The sequence below is a fragment of the Micromonospora sp. A3M-1-15 genome (assembly GCF_024213425.1).
In the GTDB taxonomy this organism is placed as follows: domain Bacteria; phylum Actinomycetota; class Actinomycetes; order Mycobacteriales; family Micromonosporaceae; genus Micromonospora; species Micromonospora chersina.
In genome coordinates this window covers 118,542-132,306 of record NZ_JANAVK010000004.1, presented here as the reverse complement: position 1 = coordinate 132,306, position 13,765 = coordinate 118,542, and the positions used below count along the sequence as shown (strand labels likewise).

13 protein-coding genes are annotated in these 13,765 nt (G+C 74.5%); 6 read left to right on the top strand and 7 right to left on the bottom strand.

Translation table 11 applies throughout. From position 1 onward, the window contains the following. Nucleotides 1–103: 103 nt before the first annotated feature. Both NLX85_RS21070 and NLX85_RS21065 read right to left on the bottom strand, forming a co-directional pair. Nucleotides 104–295, bottom strand: a complete 192-nt coding sequence (locus tag NLX85_RS21070; protein WP_254337728.1) for a DUF397 domain-containing protein — start codon at nt 293–295, stop codon at nt 104–106. After that, complete coding sequence (locus tag NLX85_RS21065; RefSeq protein WP_254337726.1) at nt 286–1,089, bottom strand: helix-turn-helix transcriptional regulator; 804 nt, start codon at nt 1,087–1,089, stop codon at nt 286–288. The genes NLX85_RS21070 and NLX85_RS21065 overlap by 10 nt, the downstream gene beginning before the upstream one ends. A 271-nt stretch (nt 1,090–1,360) precedes the next feature. Between NLX85_RS21065 and NLX85_RS21060 the strand changes: the two genes are divergently transcribed. Then, nucleotides 1,361–1,606: a flavin reductase gene (locus tag NLX85_RS21060; protein WP_254337724.1), complete on the top strand. Its 246-nt coding sequence runs from the start codon at nt 1,361–1,363 to the stop codon at nt 1,604–1,606. A 135-nt stretch (nt 1,607–1,741) separates the two neighbouring features. Here the strand turns inward: NLX85_RS21060 and NLX85_RS21055 are convergent, their stop codons facing one another. From NLX85_RS21055 to NLX85_RS21045, 3 genes are all read right to left on the bottom strand, one after another. Beyond that, on the bottom strand, nt 1,742–2,155 hold the full coding sequence (locus NLX85_RS21055; protein WP_254337722.1) for a carboxymuconolactone decarboxylase family protein: 414 nt from the start codon (nt 2,153–2,155) through the stop codon (nt 1,742–1,744). 87 nt (nt 2,156–2,242) lie between these two features. Next, entirely contained in the window at nt 2,243–2,776 is a 534-nt protein-coding gene (locus NLX85_RS21050) for a hypothetical protein (protein WP_254337720.1), read from the bottom strand. Between the two features lie 42 nt (nt 2,777–2,818). Further along, nucleotides 2,819–3,751 carry an ABC transporter ATP-binding protein gene (locus NLX85_RS21045; protein ID WP_254337719.1) on the bottom strand — a complete coding sequence of 311 codons (933 nt, stop codon included), beginning with the start codon at nt 3,749–3,751 and terminating at the stop codon, nt 2,819–2,821. A gap of 421 nt (nt 3,752–4,172) precedes the next feature. Between NLX85_RS21045 and NLX85_RS21040 the strand changes: the two genes are divergently transcribed. From NLX85_RS21040 to NLX85_RS21020, 5 genes are all read left to right on the top strand, one after another. Beyond that, the gene (locus tag NLX85_RS21040) at nt 4,173–6,308 is read left to right on the top strand and encodes a TRAP transporter permease (protein ID WP_374628151.1); all 2,136 of its coding nucleotides are present in this window, start codon (nt 4,173–4,175) and stop codon (nt 6,306–6,308) included. Next, nucleotides 6,305–7,324, top strand: coding sequence for a TAXI family TRAP transporter solute-binding subunit (locus NLX85_RS21035; protein ID WP_254337717.1), 1,020 nt, complete (start codon nt 6,305–6,307; stop codon nt 7,322–7,324). The genes NLX85_RS21040 and NLX85_RS21035 overlap by 4 nt, the downstream gene beginning before the upstream one ends. 64 nt (nt 7,325–7,388) lie before the next feature. Further along, nucleotides 7,389–9,869: a nitrate- and nitrite sensing domain-containing protein gene (locus NLX85_RS21030; RefSeq protein WP_254337715.1), complete on the top strand. Its 2,481-nt coding sequence runs from the start codon at nt 7,389–7,391 to the stop codon at nt 9,867–9,869. Continuing rightward, on the top strand, nt 9,866–10,258 hold the full coding sequence (locus tag NLX85_RS21025; RefSeq protein ID WP_254337713.1) for a roadblock/LC7 domain-containing protein: 393 nt from the start codon (nt 9,866–9,868) through the stop codon (nt 10,256–10,258). The genes NLX85_RS21030 and NLX85_RS21025 overlap by 4 nt, the downstream gene beginning before the upstream one ends. Beyond that, the gene (locus tag NLX85_RS21020; protein ID WP_254337711.1) at nt 10,255–11,223 is read left to right on the top strand and encodes a TAXI family TRAP transporter solute-binding subunit; all 969 of its coding nucleotides are present in this window, start codon (nt 10,255–10,257) and stop codon (nt 11,221–11,223) included. The genes NLX85_RS21025 and NLX85_RS21020 overlap by 4 nt, the downstream gene beginning before the upstream one ends. A gap of 4 nt (nt 11,224–11,227) precedes the next feature. Here NLX85_RS21020 and NLX85_RS21015 read toward each other — a convergent pair whose 3' ends face one another. Together NLX85_RS21015 and dnaG are read right to left on the bottom strand one after the other, a co-directional pair. Further along, complete coding sequence (locus tag NLX85_RS21015; protein ID WP_254337709.1) at nt 11,228–11,764, bottom strand: hypothetical protein; 537 nt, start codon at nt 11,762–11,764, stop codon at nt 11,228–11,230. Further along, complete coding sequence (dnaG, locus tag NLX85_RS21010) at nt 11,765–13,657, bottom strand: DNA primase (RefSeq protein WP_254337707.1); 1,893 nt, start codon at nt 13,655–13,657, stop codon at nt 11,765–11,767. Nucleotides 13,658–13,765: the final 108 nt, after the last annotated feature.

The window sequence follows — 13,765 nt, the reverse complement described above, 5'->3', positions numbered from 1 at the left end:
TCGCCCTTCCTACCGCTCGGGTACGTCAGGCCGCCGGTCACCCTACGACGGGCGACGGACGGTGTCGCCGGGGTTTCCGCGGCTCGTGGGCTGGGCCGGGCCGCTACGGCCGGCCGGCGACCCGCGTGACGAACGCGCGCCACGCCTCCGGCGCGAACGCCAGCACCGGGCCGGTCGGGTCCTTGGAATCGCGTACGGCGACCACGCCGGAAAGGTTCCCGGCCACCTCCACACAGGCGCCGCCGCTGCCGTTGCTGCGGGTGCTCTTGCGCCACTCGGCGCCGGTCAGGTCCATGTCTCCGCCACTTCCGAGATCAACTCCAGGGACTGCTGGTGCGACAGTGCCTCGCCGCGGATCGACTCCCACACCTCGACCATCTGCTGCACGAACTCGGCGCGGTCCACCACCTGGCCGTGGCGCTGTCCCTCCAGGTAGACGACATCCTCCCGGCCGGGTGAGGTGGCGATCACGAAGGGGCCGTCGAGCCCAGCGTAGGCCCCGGCGGAGAGCGGCACGACCTGGATTCGGACCCGCGTCAGCGCGCGACCGAGCTTGACCAGGTGGGCCAACTGCTCGCGCATCACCTCCGGGCCGCCGACCCGGCGGCGCAGCACGTACTCGTCGAGGACGGCGGTGAGCAACGGTGGCCGGTCGCGGGTGAGGACGCTCTGACGGTCGAGCCGCGCGGTCACCTGCTGGTCGATCTCGTTCGCCGCGAACAGCCCGGCCCCGGCCAGCACGGCGCGGGCATAGCCCTCCGTCTGCAACAGGCCCGGCACGTAGAGCGGCTCGAACCACCGCAGCGCCGTGGCCTCCAGCTCGATGCCCGCCCAGTCGCGGAACCACGGCACCACCGTCTCCTGGCTGATCCGCCGCTGGATCCGTTCGAACCGCCCGTCCGTGCCGAACACCGTGTCGCACCGGCGGGCGAAGTCGAGGCCCGGCCGGCGCTCGCAGGTCTCCACCTTGGCCACCAGCGCGCCCGAGTAGCTCAGGGCCTCGGCCAGCGCGCTCTGGGACAGGCCACCGGCGGCCCGGGCGAGCCGCAGCTCCTCGGCGAAGTGGTCCAGCATGGACGAACGGTCCACGGACAGCCTCCGTACATCCTCGTACCGCTCCGGGCCGGCCGCCGTACGCCCTGGTCGTCGGCGCGGGGGATCTCCCACCGTAGTCGTCCGGTCACCAGACTGTCACGCAGCGGAACCGCTCACGGGCACTCCGACGGCGGGCGGAACCAGGCCGGGGGTGCCCGCGCACGACGAGGTGCGCGGGCACCCCCTTCCCACGACGGAGGCCCCATCTCATGCGACCCACGTTCTGGCGTCCGAGGCCGCGCGGCGGCGAGGAGGGCGGGCGCTGATGCCCCGCTACCGCCCGCACGTCGCGGCGCGACCCTCCTGGCGCTGCCGGGCCTGCGGGGCCCCGTGGCCGTGCTCGCCGGCGCGGCTGGCGCTGCTCGGGGAGTATCGCGAGGACCGGATCGCGCTGCTCGTGCACCTCGGCACGCTGCTGTGCGAGGCGACGGCGGACCTCACCGACGCGCACGGGCGGCACACGCCACAACGGCTGGCCGACCGCTTCATCACCTGGGCGCGGGCGCGATGACGACCAGCCCTCGACCCCTGGTGTTGACCAAGAGGTCTGCGTCGGGATTCGCGTGGAGGGCGACGCGAACCTCTTGATCGACGGGGTGCCGTCGGCTGCTGGTCGTCGGCGCTGCCGGGTTCTCCCTCGGCCGGGTCAGTCGGCCGGGGTGGGGCGGACGGGGAGCAGGTTGCGTTCGGCGAAGACCTTCTTGGCGACGAGGGTGGCGTTGACCGCCCGCGGGACGCCGCAGTAGACCACCGCCTGCAACAGCGCCTCGACGATCTCGGAGGGTGTCAGGCCGGCGTTGAGCGCGCCGTTGACGTGCACCTCGAGCTGGGCCCCGGTGTCGCCCAGGGCGGTGAGCACGCCGAGGCACATCAGCTCGCGGTCGCGGCGCGCCAGTTCGGGGCGGACGTAGAGGTCGCCGTAGGACCAGGCGACGGACCGGTAGCTGAGCTCGGGCGAGACGTCGGCGAGGGCCTCCAGGAGCTTCTGCCCGGCGCCGCTGTCGGCCTGCCGCAGCGCTTCGAGACCTCGCTCGTACTGTTCGTCTCCGGTCACGGTCATGCCCTGTCCCTGAGCGGTCGTCCTGTCGGCTGGGCCGCGGTTACCCGCGCCGCGGCCGGACAAACGGCTCACCGTGCGGCGGGTCGGTCAGGCGATCCGGCGCGCGCGGAACAGGCCGAGCACCGCGTAGGCCAGCAGCAGGGCGCCGGTGCCGGTGCCGACCACCAGGCCGGCCGGGACCGCCGAGCCGAGGTCGACCACCAGGCCCGCGAGCGCGACAAGCGTGACGGCCACCCCGAGCGGCACCAGCAACCGGTCGTTCAGCACCGGGGCCAGCGGCACGAAGTGGACGCCGACGACGGCGCAGATCAGCACGGGGAGGTAGCCGGTGAGCCCGGCGGCGGCCAGGAGCAGGGCGCCGACCACTGCGACGGCGAACTCCGCGGCGACGACGAGCCCGTAGCGACGGTCGGTCGCCCGGTCGCGCCCGCCGGCCGGCCGGCGCCCGGCCCGGATCACGAGCACGGCACCGACGGCCGCGGCGAGCAGCGCGCCGACGCTGCCCACCACGAGCAGCGACCGCAGCGGCGGATCGGCCTTCGGGACGCTGAACCAGATCGCCGCGAACACGCCCAGATAGAGCGCCGTGAGCCCGGCCTGACGCCGCGGCAGATCCGTCATCGCCGAACACCCCCGCAACCATCCACGCTGGACGCCGCCACCCTAGTCGATCAAGGTGCGGCCGGTGAGGTGGAGGAAGACGTCCTCCAGGCTGCTGCGCCGGACCAGGACGCCGGCCGGGACGAGGCCGCGCGCGGTCACCTCGGCCACCGCGGCGTCGCCGTCGGCCACGTAGAGCAGGATGCGGTCCGGCAGCACCTCGACCCGCTCCCCCAGCCCGCCCAGCTTGCCGGCGAACGGCTCCTGGGACTCGGCGGCGAAGCGCAGCTCGACCACCTCGCGGGTGGAGTGCTGCTCGATCAGCGAGCGGGGCGAGCCCTCGGCGACGATCCGGCCGCCGTCCATCACCACGAGCCGGTCGCAGAGCTGCTCCGCCTCGTCCATGTAGTGCGTGGTGAGGACCAGCGTGACGCCCTGCTGCTTGAGCCGGAACAGCCGCTCCCAGACCAGGTGCCGGGCCTGCGGGTCGAGGCCGGTGGTGGGCTCGTCGAGCAGCACGATCTCGGGGTTGTTGACCAGCGCGCGGGCGATGGTCAACCGCCGCTTCATGCCGCCGGAGAGCGGCTCCACCTTGCTCTCGGCCCGCTCGGTGAGCTGGACGAAGTCGAGCAGCTCGGCGGCCCGCTCACGGGCCACCCGGCGCGGGATGCCGAAGTAGCGCGCGTAGGTGGTGAGGTTCTCCCGGACGGTCAGCTCCGGGTCGAGGCTGTCGAGCTGCGGGCAGACCCCCAGCCGCGCCCGGATCGCCGGGCCGTCGCGGACCGGGTCCATGCCGAGGATGCGCAGCTCCCCGCCGGAGGGTGGCGAGATGCAGCCGATCATGCGCATGGTGGAGGACTTGCCGGCGCCGTTGGGGCCGAGAAAGCCGAACGCCTCGCCGGGGCGCACCTCGACGTCGATGCCGTCGACGGCGGTGAAGTCGCCGAACCGCTTCACCAGCCCCCGCGCCTGGATGAGTGGTTGCGTGCTGGTCACCGGCCGACCCTAACCGCCCGGTCCGACAGGCTCGACCGGTTAACGCGAGGGCGCAGCCGTCCGGACACGGAGGGTGACGCCCGCTACGGAAGGTGATCATCGGAGAAGCCGGCGGCGCTGGCGATGAACCGGACCTAACTCACCATAGTGGACGGATGTCCGCCGGCTGCGGGCGAATGCCGGAAAATTGTTGCCGCTTTTCGCGCAACAATTGTGAAGACAGCTCGGAATCAGCGTGCGGTGAGTGATTGGCCGTTCATTCCGGTCACTCAATGCAATCATGCCGGGCAATGTTCCCATGATGTAGACGATTCGCGTATCGTGCCCCCTCGTGCCGCCCGTTCGCCCTTCCGACGCGACTCCCCCGCCGCCCCGCTCCGCCGGGGCGCGAACCGCGGCGTCCGATCTGGACACCTCTGCGGTGCCGCTCCCGCCCGACGAGGGCGCCACCGCCGACCCGGTCCGGGCCGACGACGGGCCGGTCGAAGCGCACCACGACACCCGGGAACTGGCGGCCCGGTTCGAGGACGAGAAACCGGGCCGGGTGCTGTCCGGACCGGTCGGACTGCTGTTCACCGGCGGCACGGTCGCGGTCGCCCTGCTCGCCCTTTGGCAGGTGTTCTTCCCGCTTCCGCAGGGCAGCAAGTACTACCTCATCTTTTTCCTCGCCGGCGTGCTGCCGATGGTTTTCCTGGCGTACCCCTCGGGGGTGCGGCTGCGCCGGCGGCCGAAGGACCGGCCCGCGGACGACGGGCCGGCGGAGCGGCGCGGCCCCAGCCCGGTCGACTGGCTGCTCGCCGTCACCGCGCTGCTCGCCTGCCTCTACCCCGTGCTGCCGGTGACCGTCGGCACGGGCGGCGGCGGCTACGACGCGTTCCTCGACCGGCAGGGCCTGCTGGAGCCGCTGGACGTGGCACTGGGCACCGTGCTGCTGCTCCTGCTGCTGGAGGCGTGCCGGCGCACCACGGGCTGGATCCTCCCCGCCGTCTGCCTGCTCTTCCTGGCCTACGGCTACTACGGCGGGCTGCTGCCGCAGTCCTGGCCGGTGGCCCACGCCGGGCTCGACTTCGCGCAGCTGGTCGACGCCTTCTACAACTCCGACAGCGGCTTCTACGGCACCCCGCTCGACGTGGCCGCCTCGTACATCGTGCTGTTCACCATCTACGGCGCGGTGCTGGACCTCTCCGGGGCGGGCCGGTTCTTCGTCGAACTCTCCGCCGCCGCCTTCCGCCGCTCGCGCACCGCGGCCGGGCGGACCGCCGTCGCCTCCGGTTTCCTGCTCGGCACCGTCTCCGGCTCGGGCGCGGCCACCACGGTCAGCATCGGGGCGGTGACCTGGCCGATCCTGCGCCGCGCCGGCTACCCGGCCGAGCGGGCCGGCGGCATGCTGGCCGCCGCGGGCGTCGGCGCGATCCTCTCCCCGCCCACGCTGGGCGCCGCGGCCTTCATCATCGCCGAGTACCTGGGCGTGTCCTACCTCCAGGTGCTCGGCTGGGCGACCGTGCCGACGATCCTCTACTACCTGGGCATCCTGCTCTCCGTCGAGATCGACGCCCGGCGCTCCGGGGTCCGCCCGGTCGTCATCGACACCGGCTCGGCCGGGCGCCTGCTGGCCCGCTTCGGCTACCACTTCCTCTCGCTCATCGTGATCATCGTGGTGCTCGCCACCGGCGCCTCGGCGACCCGGGCCGTGGTGATCGCCACCGTGCTGGCCGCCGCGCTCTCCTTCCTGGACCGCCGGCACCGGCTCACCCCCGCCCGGCTGGTCGAGGCGCTCAGCGGCGGCGTACGCGGAGTGCTCGCGGTGAGCGCGGTCTGCGCCGCGGCCGGCATCATCACGGCCACCACCACCAAGACCGGCCTCGGCCCGCAGGCCGCCGCGCTGCTGGTCGGCGGGGCGCAGGCGGTCAGCTCCGAGCCGGCCGTGGTGCTCGCCCTCACCGCGCTGCTCGCGGCCGTCGCGCTCAGCCTGCTCGGGCTGGCCGTGCCGGTGACCGCGTCCTTCGTGATCGGCTGGGTGATCATCGGCCCGGCGCTGCTGCACCTCGGCGTCGCCGCCCCGGCCGCGGCCATGTTCGTCTTCTACTTCGCGGTGCTGTCCGAGGTCTCCCCGCCGACCGCGCTCGCCGCGGTGGCCGCCGCCGCGGTCACCGGCGGCCGGCTGGTGCCGACCATGTGGCAGACCCTCCGGTACGCGCTGCCCGCGTACCTCATCCCGATCGCCTTCGTGATCACGCCGGCCGGCCTCGGCCTGCTCGGCATCGGCGGGGTGGGCCGCATCGCGGTGGCCGGCGTGGTCTCCGCGCTGGGTGTCACCGTGCTGGCCGTGGCGGCCGGCGGCTGGCTGCCCGGCGTCGGGCCGGCCGGCCCGCCGGAGCGGATCCTCGGCGCGGTCGCCGGGCTGGTGCTGCTCTGGCTCGAACCCCTGCCCGTCGCGGTCGGCGCGGTGCTCGCCGCGCTGGCCGTCGCGGGCGTGCTCGTCCGACGTGGATCCGCCGGCCGCGCCGGCGGCCCGTCGGTCCCTGAATTGGTGGACCACCGGGAGGAGAAATTGTGAGACGGATCGACGTGCGGATCGCCGCGGGCGTCGGGGCGCTGGCCCTGGTCGCGGCCGGCGCCGCCGGATGCGGGGGCCGTCAGGACGGCGCGGCGAAGGACGACGCCGCCCGCGAGATCACCTGCAAGGTCACCAAGGACACCCGGGTCGGCATCGCCACCGGCAACGCCACCGGGGTCTACTACGTGGTCGGCAACGCGCTGGCCGGCCAGCTCTCCGCGACCACCGGGGGCAAGCTCACCGGCACGGCCGCCGAGACCGGCGCTTCGGTGCAGAACGTCGAGCAACTCGTCGCCGGGCAGTACGACGTGGCGTTCTCCCTCTTCGACACGGCGGTCAACGCCGTGCAGGGCAAGGGCAGCTTCAGCTCCCCGCAGCCGGTCAAGGCGCTGGCCCGGATCTACGACAACTACACCCAGGTGGTCGTCCGGGCCGACTCGGGGATCACCTCGGTCGCCGGCATGAAGGGCAAGAAGATCTCCACGGGGTCACCCAAGTCCGGCACCGAGGTCATCGCCAACCGGCTGCTCACCGCCGCCGGGCTGGACCCGGCCAAGGACATCCAGGCGCAGCGGCTCGACCTGACCAAGACCGTCGACGGGATGAAGGACGGCAGCATCGACGGCTTCTTCTGGTCCGGCGGCGTGCCCACCGGCGGGGTGACCGACCTGTTCACCACGGCCGGCGACAAGGTGAAGTTCATCGACATCAGCCCGCTGCTGCCGAAGATGGCCGAGCTGAACCCGGCGTACCAGGCCGGCACCATCGGCAAGGACAGCTACAAGACCCCCGCCGACGTGCCCACCATCGTGGTGCCGAACGTGCTGCTGGTCCGGGACAACCTCGACGCCGACGTGGCCTGCGTGATCACGAAGACGGTCTTCGAGAAGAAGGACACGCTCGCCCAGGCCAACCCGGCCGCCAAGGGCATCGACCTCGCCAACGCCCGTAAGACCGACCCCGTCGGGCTGCACCGCGGGGCGGACCGGGCGCTCAAGGACCTCGGCGCGAGCTGACCCGACGAGCCGGGCCCGGAACGACCGTCCGGGCCCGGCCCTCGACACCGACCGGGAGACCCCCGTGCCGCTGCCCCACCCCGCCCGCGTACGCCGGCACCACCGGCCCGCGGACCGCGCCGGGCACCTCCGCTCGGTGCGTGTGCAACTGCTCGCGCCCATCCTGGTGGCCACGGTCGGCCTCGTGGTGCTCGGCGCCGCCCAGACCGACGCCGCGCTCGACGCCTCCGCCGACGCCGACCGGGCCCGCGTGCTCGCCGGCACCGCCACCGCCACCGTGCGGCTGGTGCACGAGCTGGAACGGGAACTGGGCGAGACGGCGGCGCTGCGCCAGCGCGGCGGCACCGCCGGCCGGCCGCTTGTCGACGCGCAGCGGCGCCGGGTGGACGCGGCGGCCGCCCGCTACCGCGCGGCCAGCGGCGACGCCCGGCGGGCCGCCCCGGACCTGACCCCGGTGCTCAACGACGCGGACGGTCGGCTGGGCCAGCTCGCGCCCACCCGGGACCTGGCGCTCGGCGGGGACAGCGGCGACCCGGCGTACGGGACGCTTGTCGAGTCGCTGCTCGCCGTCGCCGACGCGCTGCCCGCCCAACTGCGCGACGCCGACCTGGCCAACGAGGCGCGGGAGGTGGCCGCCGTGGCCGCCCAGGAACACCTCTCGGCGCTGGAACGCGACCTGCTGCGCGGGGTGTTCGTCCGCGGCGCGCTGGTCCGGGGCGAGCTGGCCCGGCTGGGCCGGCTCCGGGGCGCCCGCGAGCAGCGCCAGGCCGAGTTCCTCCGGATCGCCGCCGGCCCGGCCAGCTCCGCCTGGTACCGGCTGGTCGACGGCGCCGACGTGGAGACGTCGCGGCGGATGCGCGACGCCGTGCTGGACACCGACGGCGCGCCGGAGTCGCTGAAGACCGACGGCGACGCCTGGTACGTGGCGCAGAGCGGCGCCATCCGCCGCTACAACCTGCTCGGCCGGGAACTCTCCGACGGGCTGGACCGGGACGCCGCCGCGCTGGCCCGGATCGCCCGGCAGCGGGCCCTGCTCACCGCCGGCGCGACCAGCACGGTGGCGCTCGGCTCGCTGCTCACCGCCGTACTGCTGGCGGTCCGGACCAGCCGGCGGCTGCGCCGGCTGCGGGTCGCGGCGCTCACCATGGCGAACCGGGAGCTGCCGGAGCGGATCACCGCGATCGCCGCGGGCGAGGGCGCGCCGGTCGAGGGCCCGGCCACCCGGCTGACCGACGGGATCCGCCGGGACCGGGACGAGGTGGCCCAGGTGGCCGAGGCGTTCGACACGGTCAACAAGGCCGCGCTGCGGCTCGCCGGCGAGCAGGCCGAGCTGCGGCTGGACGTGACCCGGATGGCCGAGGCGCTGGCCCGGCGCATCCGCACGCTGATCACCCGCCAGCTCCGCCTGCTCGACGAGTTCGAACGCGAGGAGACCGACCCGGACGCGCTGGCCCGGCTCTTCGCCCTGGACCACCTCGCCGCCCGGCTGCGGCGCAACGGGGAGAACCTGCTGGTCCTCGCCGGTGGCGAGCCCGGCCGGGGGCACGAGGGCGCGCTGCTCCTCGACGACGTGGTCCGGGCGGCCGCCTCCGAGATCGAGGACTACCCGCGGGTGGAGATCGACGTACCGACCGCCGCCGTGCACGGCGCGACGGCCGGCAACCTGGTGCACCTGCTGGCCGAGCTGCTGGAGAACGCCACCGTCTACTCCCCACCGGACGCCCGCGTGCTGGTCGACGGGCGGCGCACCGTGGACGGGCTCACCCTGCGGGTGCACGACCAGGGCATCGGCATCAGCGAGACCCGGCTGGCCACCATCAACGAGCGGCTCGCCGCGCCGGCCACCCTGTCCAGCGCCGCGGCCGGCAGCATGGGCCTGCACGTGGTGGCGCACCTGGCCGCCCGGCACGGGATCCGGGTGCAGCTGCACCGCACCGGCGACGGCACGGTCGCCCAGGTGGAGGTGCCCGAGGCGGTGCTGACCCGGGTCGAGTCGGTGACCCGGCGGCCGGCCGTCGACGCCCGCCCGGCGGCGGGCCGCGGCGCCCCCTGGTTCCGGCCCAGGGCCACCGGCCCGGCGTCACGGCGGCCGGCCACCGGCGCCCGGCACCTCGTCGCGACCGCCCCCGAGCCGGCGGCCCCGGGGTTCCGGCCGGCGCCCGGCCCGCAGCGCGGGACGGCGGCCGAGGCCGGCGAACGCGCGCTCGCCGGGCCCGTGGCCGGCGGACCGCCGCCGCCCGCCGCCGTCCGGGGCGTCGCCGCGGTACGCCCACCGGGCGCCGCCCTGGTGGCGCCGAGCGCCGCCCGGATCCGGCCGGCCAGCGGCCCGCCCGCGCCGCCGCAGACCACCGGCGCCGGACTGCCGCGCCGCACCCGCGGCGGGCAGCTTCCCGCGCCGCTGCCCGCCACCGCGCCGCCACCGCGGCCCTCGGACGACCTGCTCGACCCCGAGGTGGTACGCGCCCGCCTGTCCGCCCTCGCCGAGGGGGTGGCCAGCGCGATGCGCCGTGCCCCGAACACCACACCCACCGGGAGAAATCCATGACCTCACCCGTGACCGCCGGACTCGACTGGCTGCTGGCGAACTTCGCCGAGCAGGTGCCGGACGTGTCGCACGCCCTCGCGGTGTCCGAGGACGGCCTGCGGCTCGCCGCGTCCCCCGACCTCGCGCCCGACCAGGTCGACCAGCTCGCCGCGGTGATCAGCGGACTGGCCAGCCTGACCGTCGGCGCGGCCCGGCTGATGTCCGCCGGCCGGGTACGCCAGCAGATCGTCGACATGGACGGCGGGGTGATGCTGGTGATGGCGGTCGGCGAGCGGGCGCTGCTCGGGGTGCTCGCCGCGCCGGGCTGCGACCTGGGCCAGATCGGCTTCGAGACGGCGACGCTGGTGCAGCGGGTGGCGGAGGCGCTGGAACCGGCGGCCCGCCGGTGACCCGCCGCCCGCTGCGGCTGGTCGCCGCGCTCCTGCTGGCCGCCCTGCTGGCGGGCTGCGGCGGGGCCGACACCGGGCCGCGGGCCTGGCACGACGGGCGGATCTTCCTGGCCACCGGCAACACCACAGGCGTCTACTACCAGCTCGGCGGCGGCTACGCCGACCTCATCAGCCGGCACCTGCCCGGCTACGAGGCGCGGGCCGAGCCGACCGGCGCCTCGGTGGAGAACATCACCCGGCTGGCCGGCGGCGACATGGAGATCGCCTTCAGCCTCGCCGACACGGCCGCGGACGCGGTCAGCGGCCGGGGCGCGTTCGACGGCCAGCCGCAGCCGGTACGGGCACTGGCCCGGGTCTACAGCAACTACACCCACGTCATCGTCCGGTCCGGCGAAAAGATCGACAGCTTCGCCGACCTGCGCGGCAAGCGGATCTCCACCGGCTCGCCCCGGTCCGGCACGGACATCATCGCCGGGCGGCTGCTCACCGCCGGCGGGATCGACCCGGACAAGGACATCCAGCGGCTCAACCTGTCGCTGCCGGAGACCGTGCAGCGGATGCGGGCGGGCAGCCTGGACGGGATGTTCTTCTCCGGCGGCCTGCCCACCCCGGGCATCAAGGACCTGCTCGCCAGCGCGCCCGGGGCGTTCCGGCTGCTCCCGCTCACCGAACTGGCCGAGCCGCTGGCCGCCCGCTACGGCACGGTCTACACGACGGCCGTGCTGCCCAAGGAGGTCTACGGCACACCGGCGCCCACCCCGACCATCACGGTGGCGAACGTGATCCTGGTGGCCGCGGACATGCCGGACCAGCTCGCGTACGACCTGACCCGGGTGCTCTTCACCTGGCAGGGCGAGCTGATCAAGGTGCACCCGGAGGCGGCGAACTTCACCCGGGAGAGCGCCGCCGCCACCCAGCCGATCCCGCTGCACCCGGGCGCCGTGCGCTACTACCGCAACGGCTGACGGCTCAGAGGTTCGCGGGGGCGGTGGCGGCCCGGGCGGCGGCGACGAGCCGGTCCGTCTCGGCGGTCACCGCCTCGTCGTCGGCGGGCGTGCCCGGGTCGTACCGCACCGTCCAGGTCAGACCGTCCGCGCCGGGCACCCGGCGGGCGACGATCCGGCCGGCGCCGCCGGGCACCGGGTGGTGCGCCGTGTACGCGACCGAGCGGGTGACCCGGGCCCGCACCTGGTGCGGCAACTCCCCCGGGTCGAGCAGCAGGTAGGTCTCGGCCGGGCAGTCGGCGACCACCAGGTAGCCGTCGCGTTCGGCGACCCGGTCGGCGGGGGTGACGGTCAGCTCGCGGCCGGACCAGACCGCCTTGAGGACGTCGTGCCAGCCGATCCGCTCGCCCCGACCGGGCAGCCAGAGCCCCAGGTTGCTGGCCACCACCACGCCGTCGCCCTCGCCGTTGCCGACGGCGGCCCAGGCGAGCACCCGCTCGTCGGCGCGCAGCGGCGGCCGGTCGGCCGGCGGCAGCTTCGGCTTGCGGCTGAACAATCCCATCTAGAGCCCTCCGGCGGCCTGCTCGCGCAACGCCCGCGCGTGCTGCTCCAGCGAGAGCAGTTCCCCGAACAGGGCGAAGTACTCGTCCTTGTTGCTCACCGGGTTGATCCGCTGGATCTTCGACTTGAGGTCCTTGATCCGCCCGGTCACCGAGCCCCACTGGAGGTGGGCCATGGTGACCGAGACGTACCGGGGGTCGGGCTCGCCGTCGATGCGCAGCGGCTCCACGGCCAGCTCGCCGACGAGCGCCTGGCCGGCCAGGTCCTCGCAGGCGTCGCGGACCTGCTCGATCCAGACCGCGCCGCCGGCGGCCGACGCCGCCCCGCCGGCCGCCGCGATGGCCGCGCGGACCGCGACGTGCACGGGGTGCCGGTATTCGGCCGCCTCGACCGCGTCGAACATCGGGCCGGCCAGCACCGGCTCCTGGAGGGCGAGCTTCAGCGCCTCGCGCTCGACCATCGACCGTGGACTGTCCACACTGGGCGCGACCGGAGCGGGCCGGGCCGGCGCGGTGGACCCACCGGCCGGCTGGCCGTTCGCCGCGGCGAGCACCGCGCGCTGCACCGGCTCGATCTCCATGCCAAGGTCGCCGGCGAGCTTGCGGACGTACTCGGGGCGCTTCTCCCGGTCCTTGATCTTGGCGACGAGCGGGGCGGCCCGGCGCATCGCCTCCACCCGGCCGTCGACGGTGTCCAGGTCGTACCGGTTGATCATGTGACGGAGCGCGAAGTCGACGAGCGGCTCGCGGCGGGCGACCAGGTCGCGGACCGCCAGGTCGCCCTTGGCCAGGCGCAGCTCGCACGGGTCCATGTTGTCGGGGCTGACCGCGATGAACGTGCGACCGACGAAGCGCTGGTCGTCCTCGAAGGCGCGCAGGGCGGCCTTCTGGCCGGCCGCGTCGCCGTCGAAGGTGAAGATGATCTCGCCGGCCACCGCGTCGGTGTCCATGAGCAGCCGGCGCAGCACCCCGATGTGGTCGGCGCCGAACGCGGTGCCGCAGGTCGCCACGGCGGTGGGCACGCCGGCCAGGTGGCAGGCCATCACGTCGGTGTAGCCCTCGACCACCACCACCTTGCCCTGCTTGGCGATCTCGCGCTTGGCCTGGTCGATGCCGTAGAGGACGTGCGACTTCTTGTAGATCGGCGTCTCGGGGGTGTTCAGGTATTTCGGGCCGTCGTCGTCGTCGAAGAGCTTCCGCGCGCCGAAGCCGATCACGTCGCCCGTGAGGTCGCGGATCGGCCAGAGCAGCCGGCGCCGGAACCGGTCGATCAGGCTGCCCGAACGGGACGGGCGGGACAGCCCCGCGGTGACCAGCTCGTCGTGGGTGAAGCCCTGCTGGCGCAGGTGCTTGGTGAGCAGGTCCCAGGCGTCGGGAGCGAAGCCGCAGCCGTAGCGCTCGGCGGCGGCCCGGTCGAAGCCCCGCTCGGCGAGGAACTCCCGGGCCCGCCGGGCGCCGGCCGTGCTGAGCTGGGCGCGGTAGAAGTCGACCGCGGCGGCGTGCGCGGCCACCAGGCGCTGCCGCTGCCCCTGCTGCGGGCGGGGGCGCGGGGCCGAGCGGTCGTCCTCGACGTAGCGGAGCTGGATGCCGGCGCGGGCGGCGAGCCGCTCGACGGACTCGACGAAGCTCAGGTGCTCGGCGTCCATCAGGAACTTGATCGCGTCACCGCCGGCCCCGCAGCCGAAGCAGTACCAGACGTTGCGGGCCGGCGAGACGTTGAACGAGGGGCTCTTCTCGTCGTGGAACGGGCAGAGGCCCTTGAGGTTGCCGCCGCCGGCCGACTTGAGCGTCACCGTGTCCGAGATGACCTCGGCGATGGAGGTGCGCTCGCGGACCAGCGCGATGTCCTCGTCCCGGATCCGCCCCGCCATCTCCGCCACCTCCTCGGCGTACATCCTGCCCTGCCGGACCGACGATCCGCGCCCGGGGGCACGCCGGGTGAGCCGGATCGCGACCAGCTCGGCCGTTTTCGCCCCCGCTGCCGCGCCGGTGCGGCGATCATG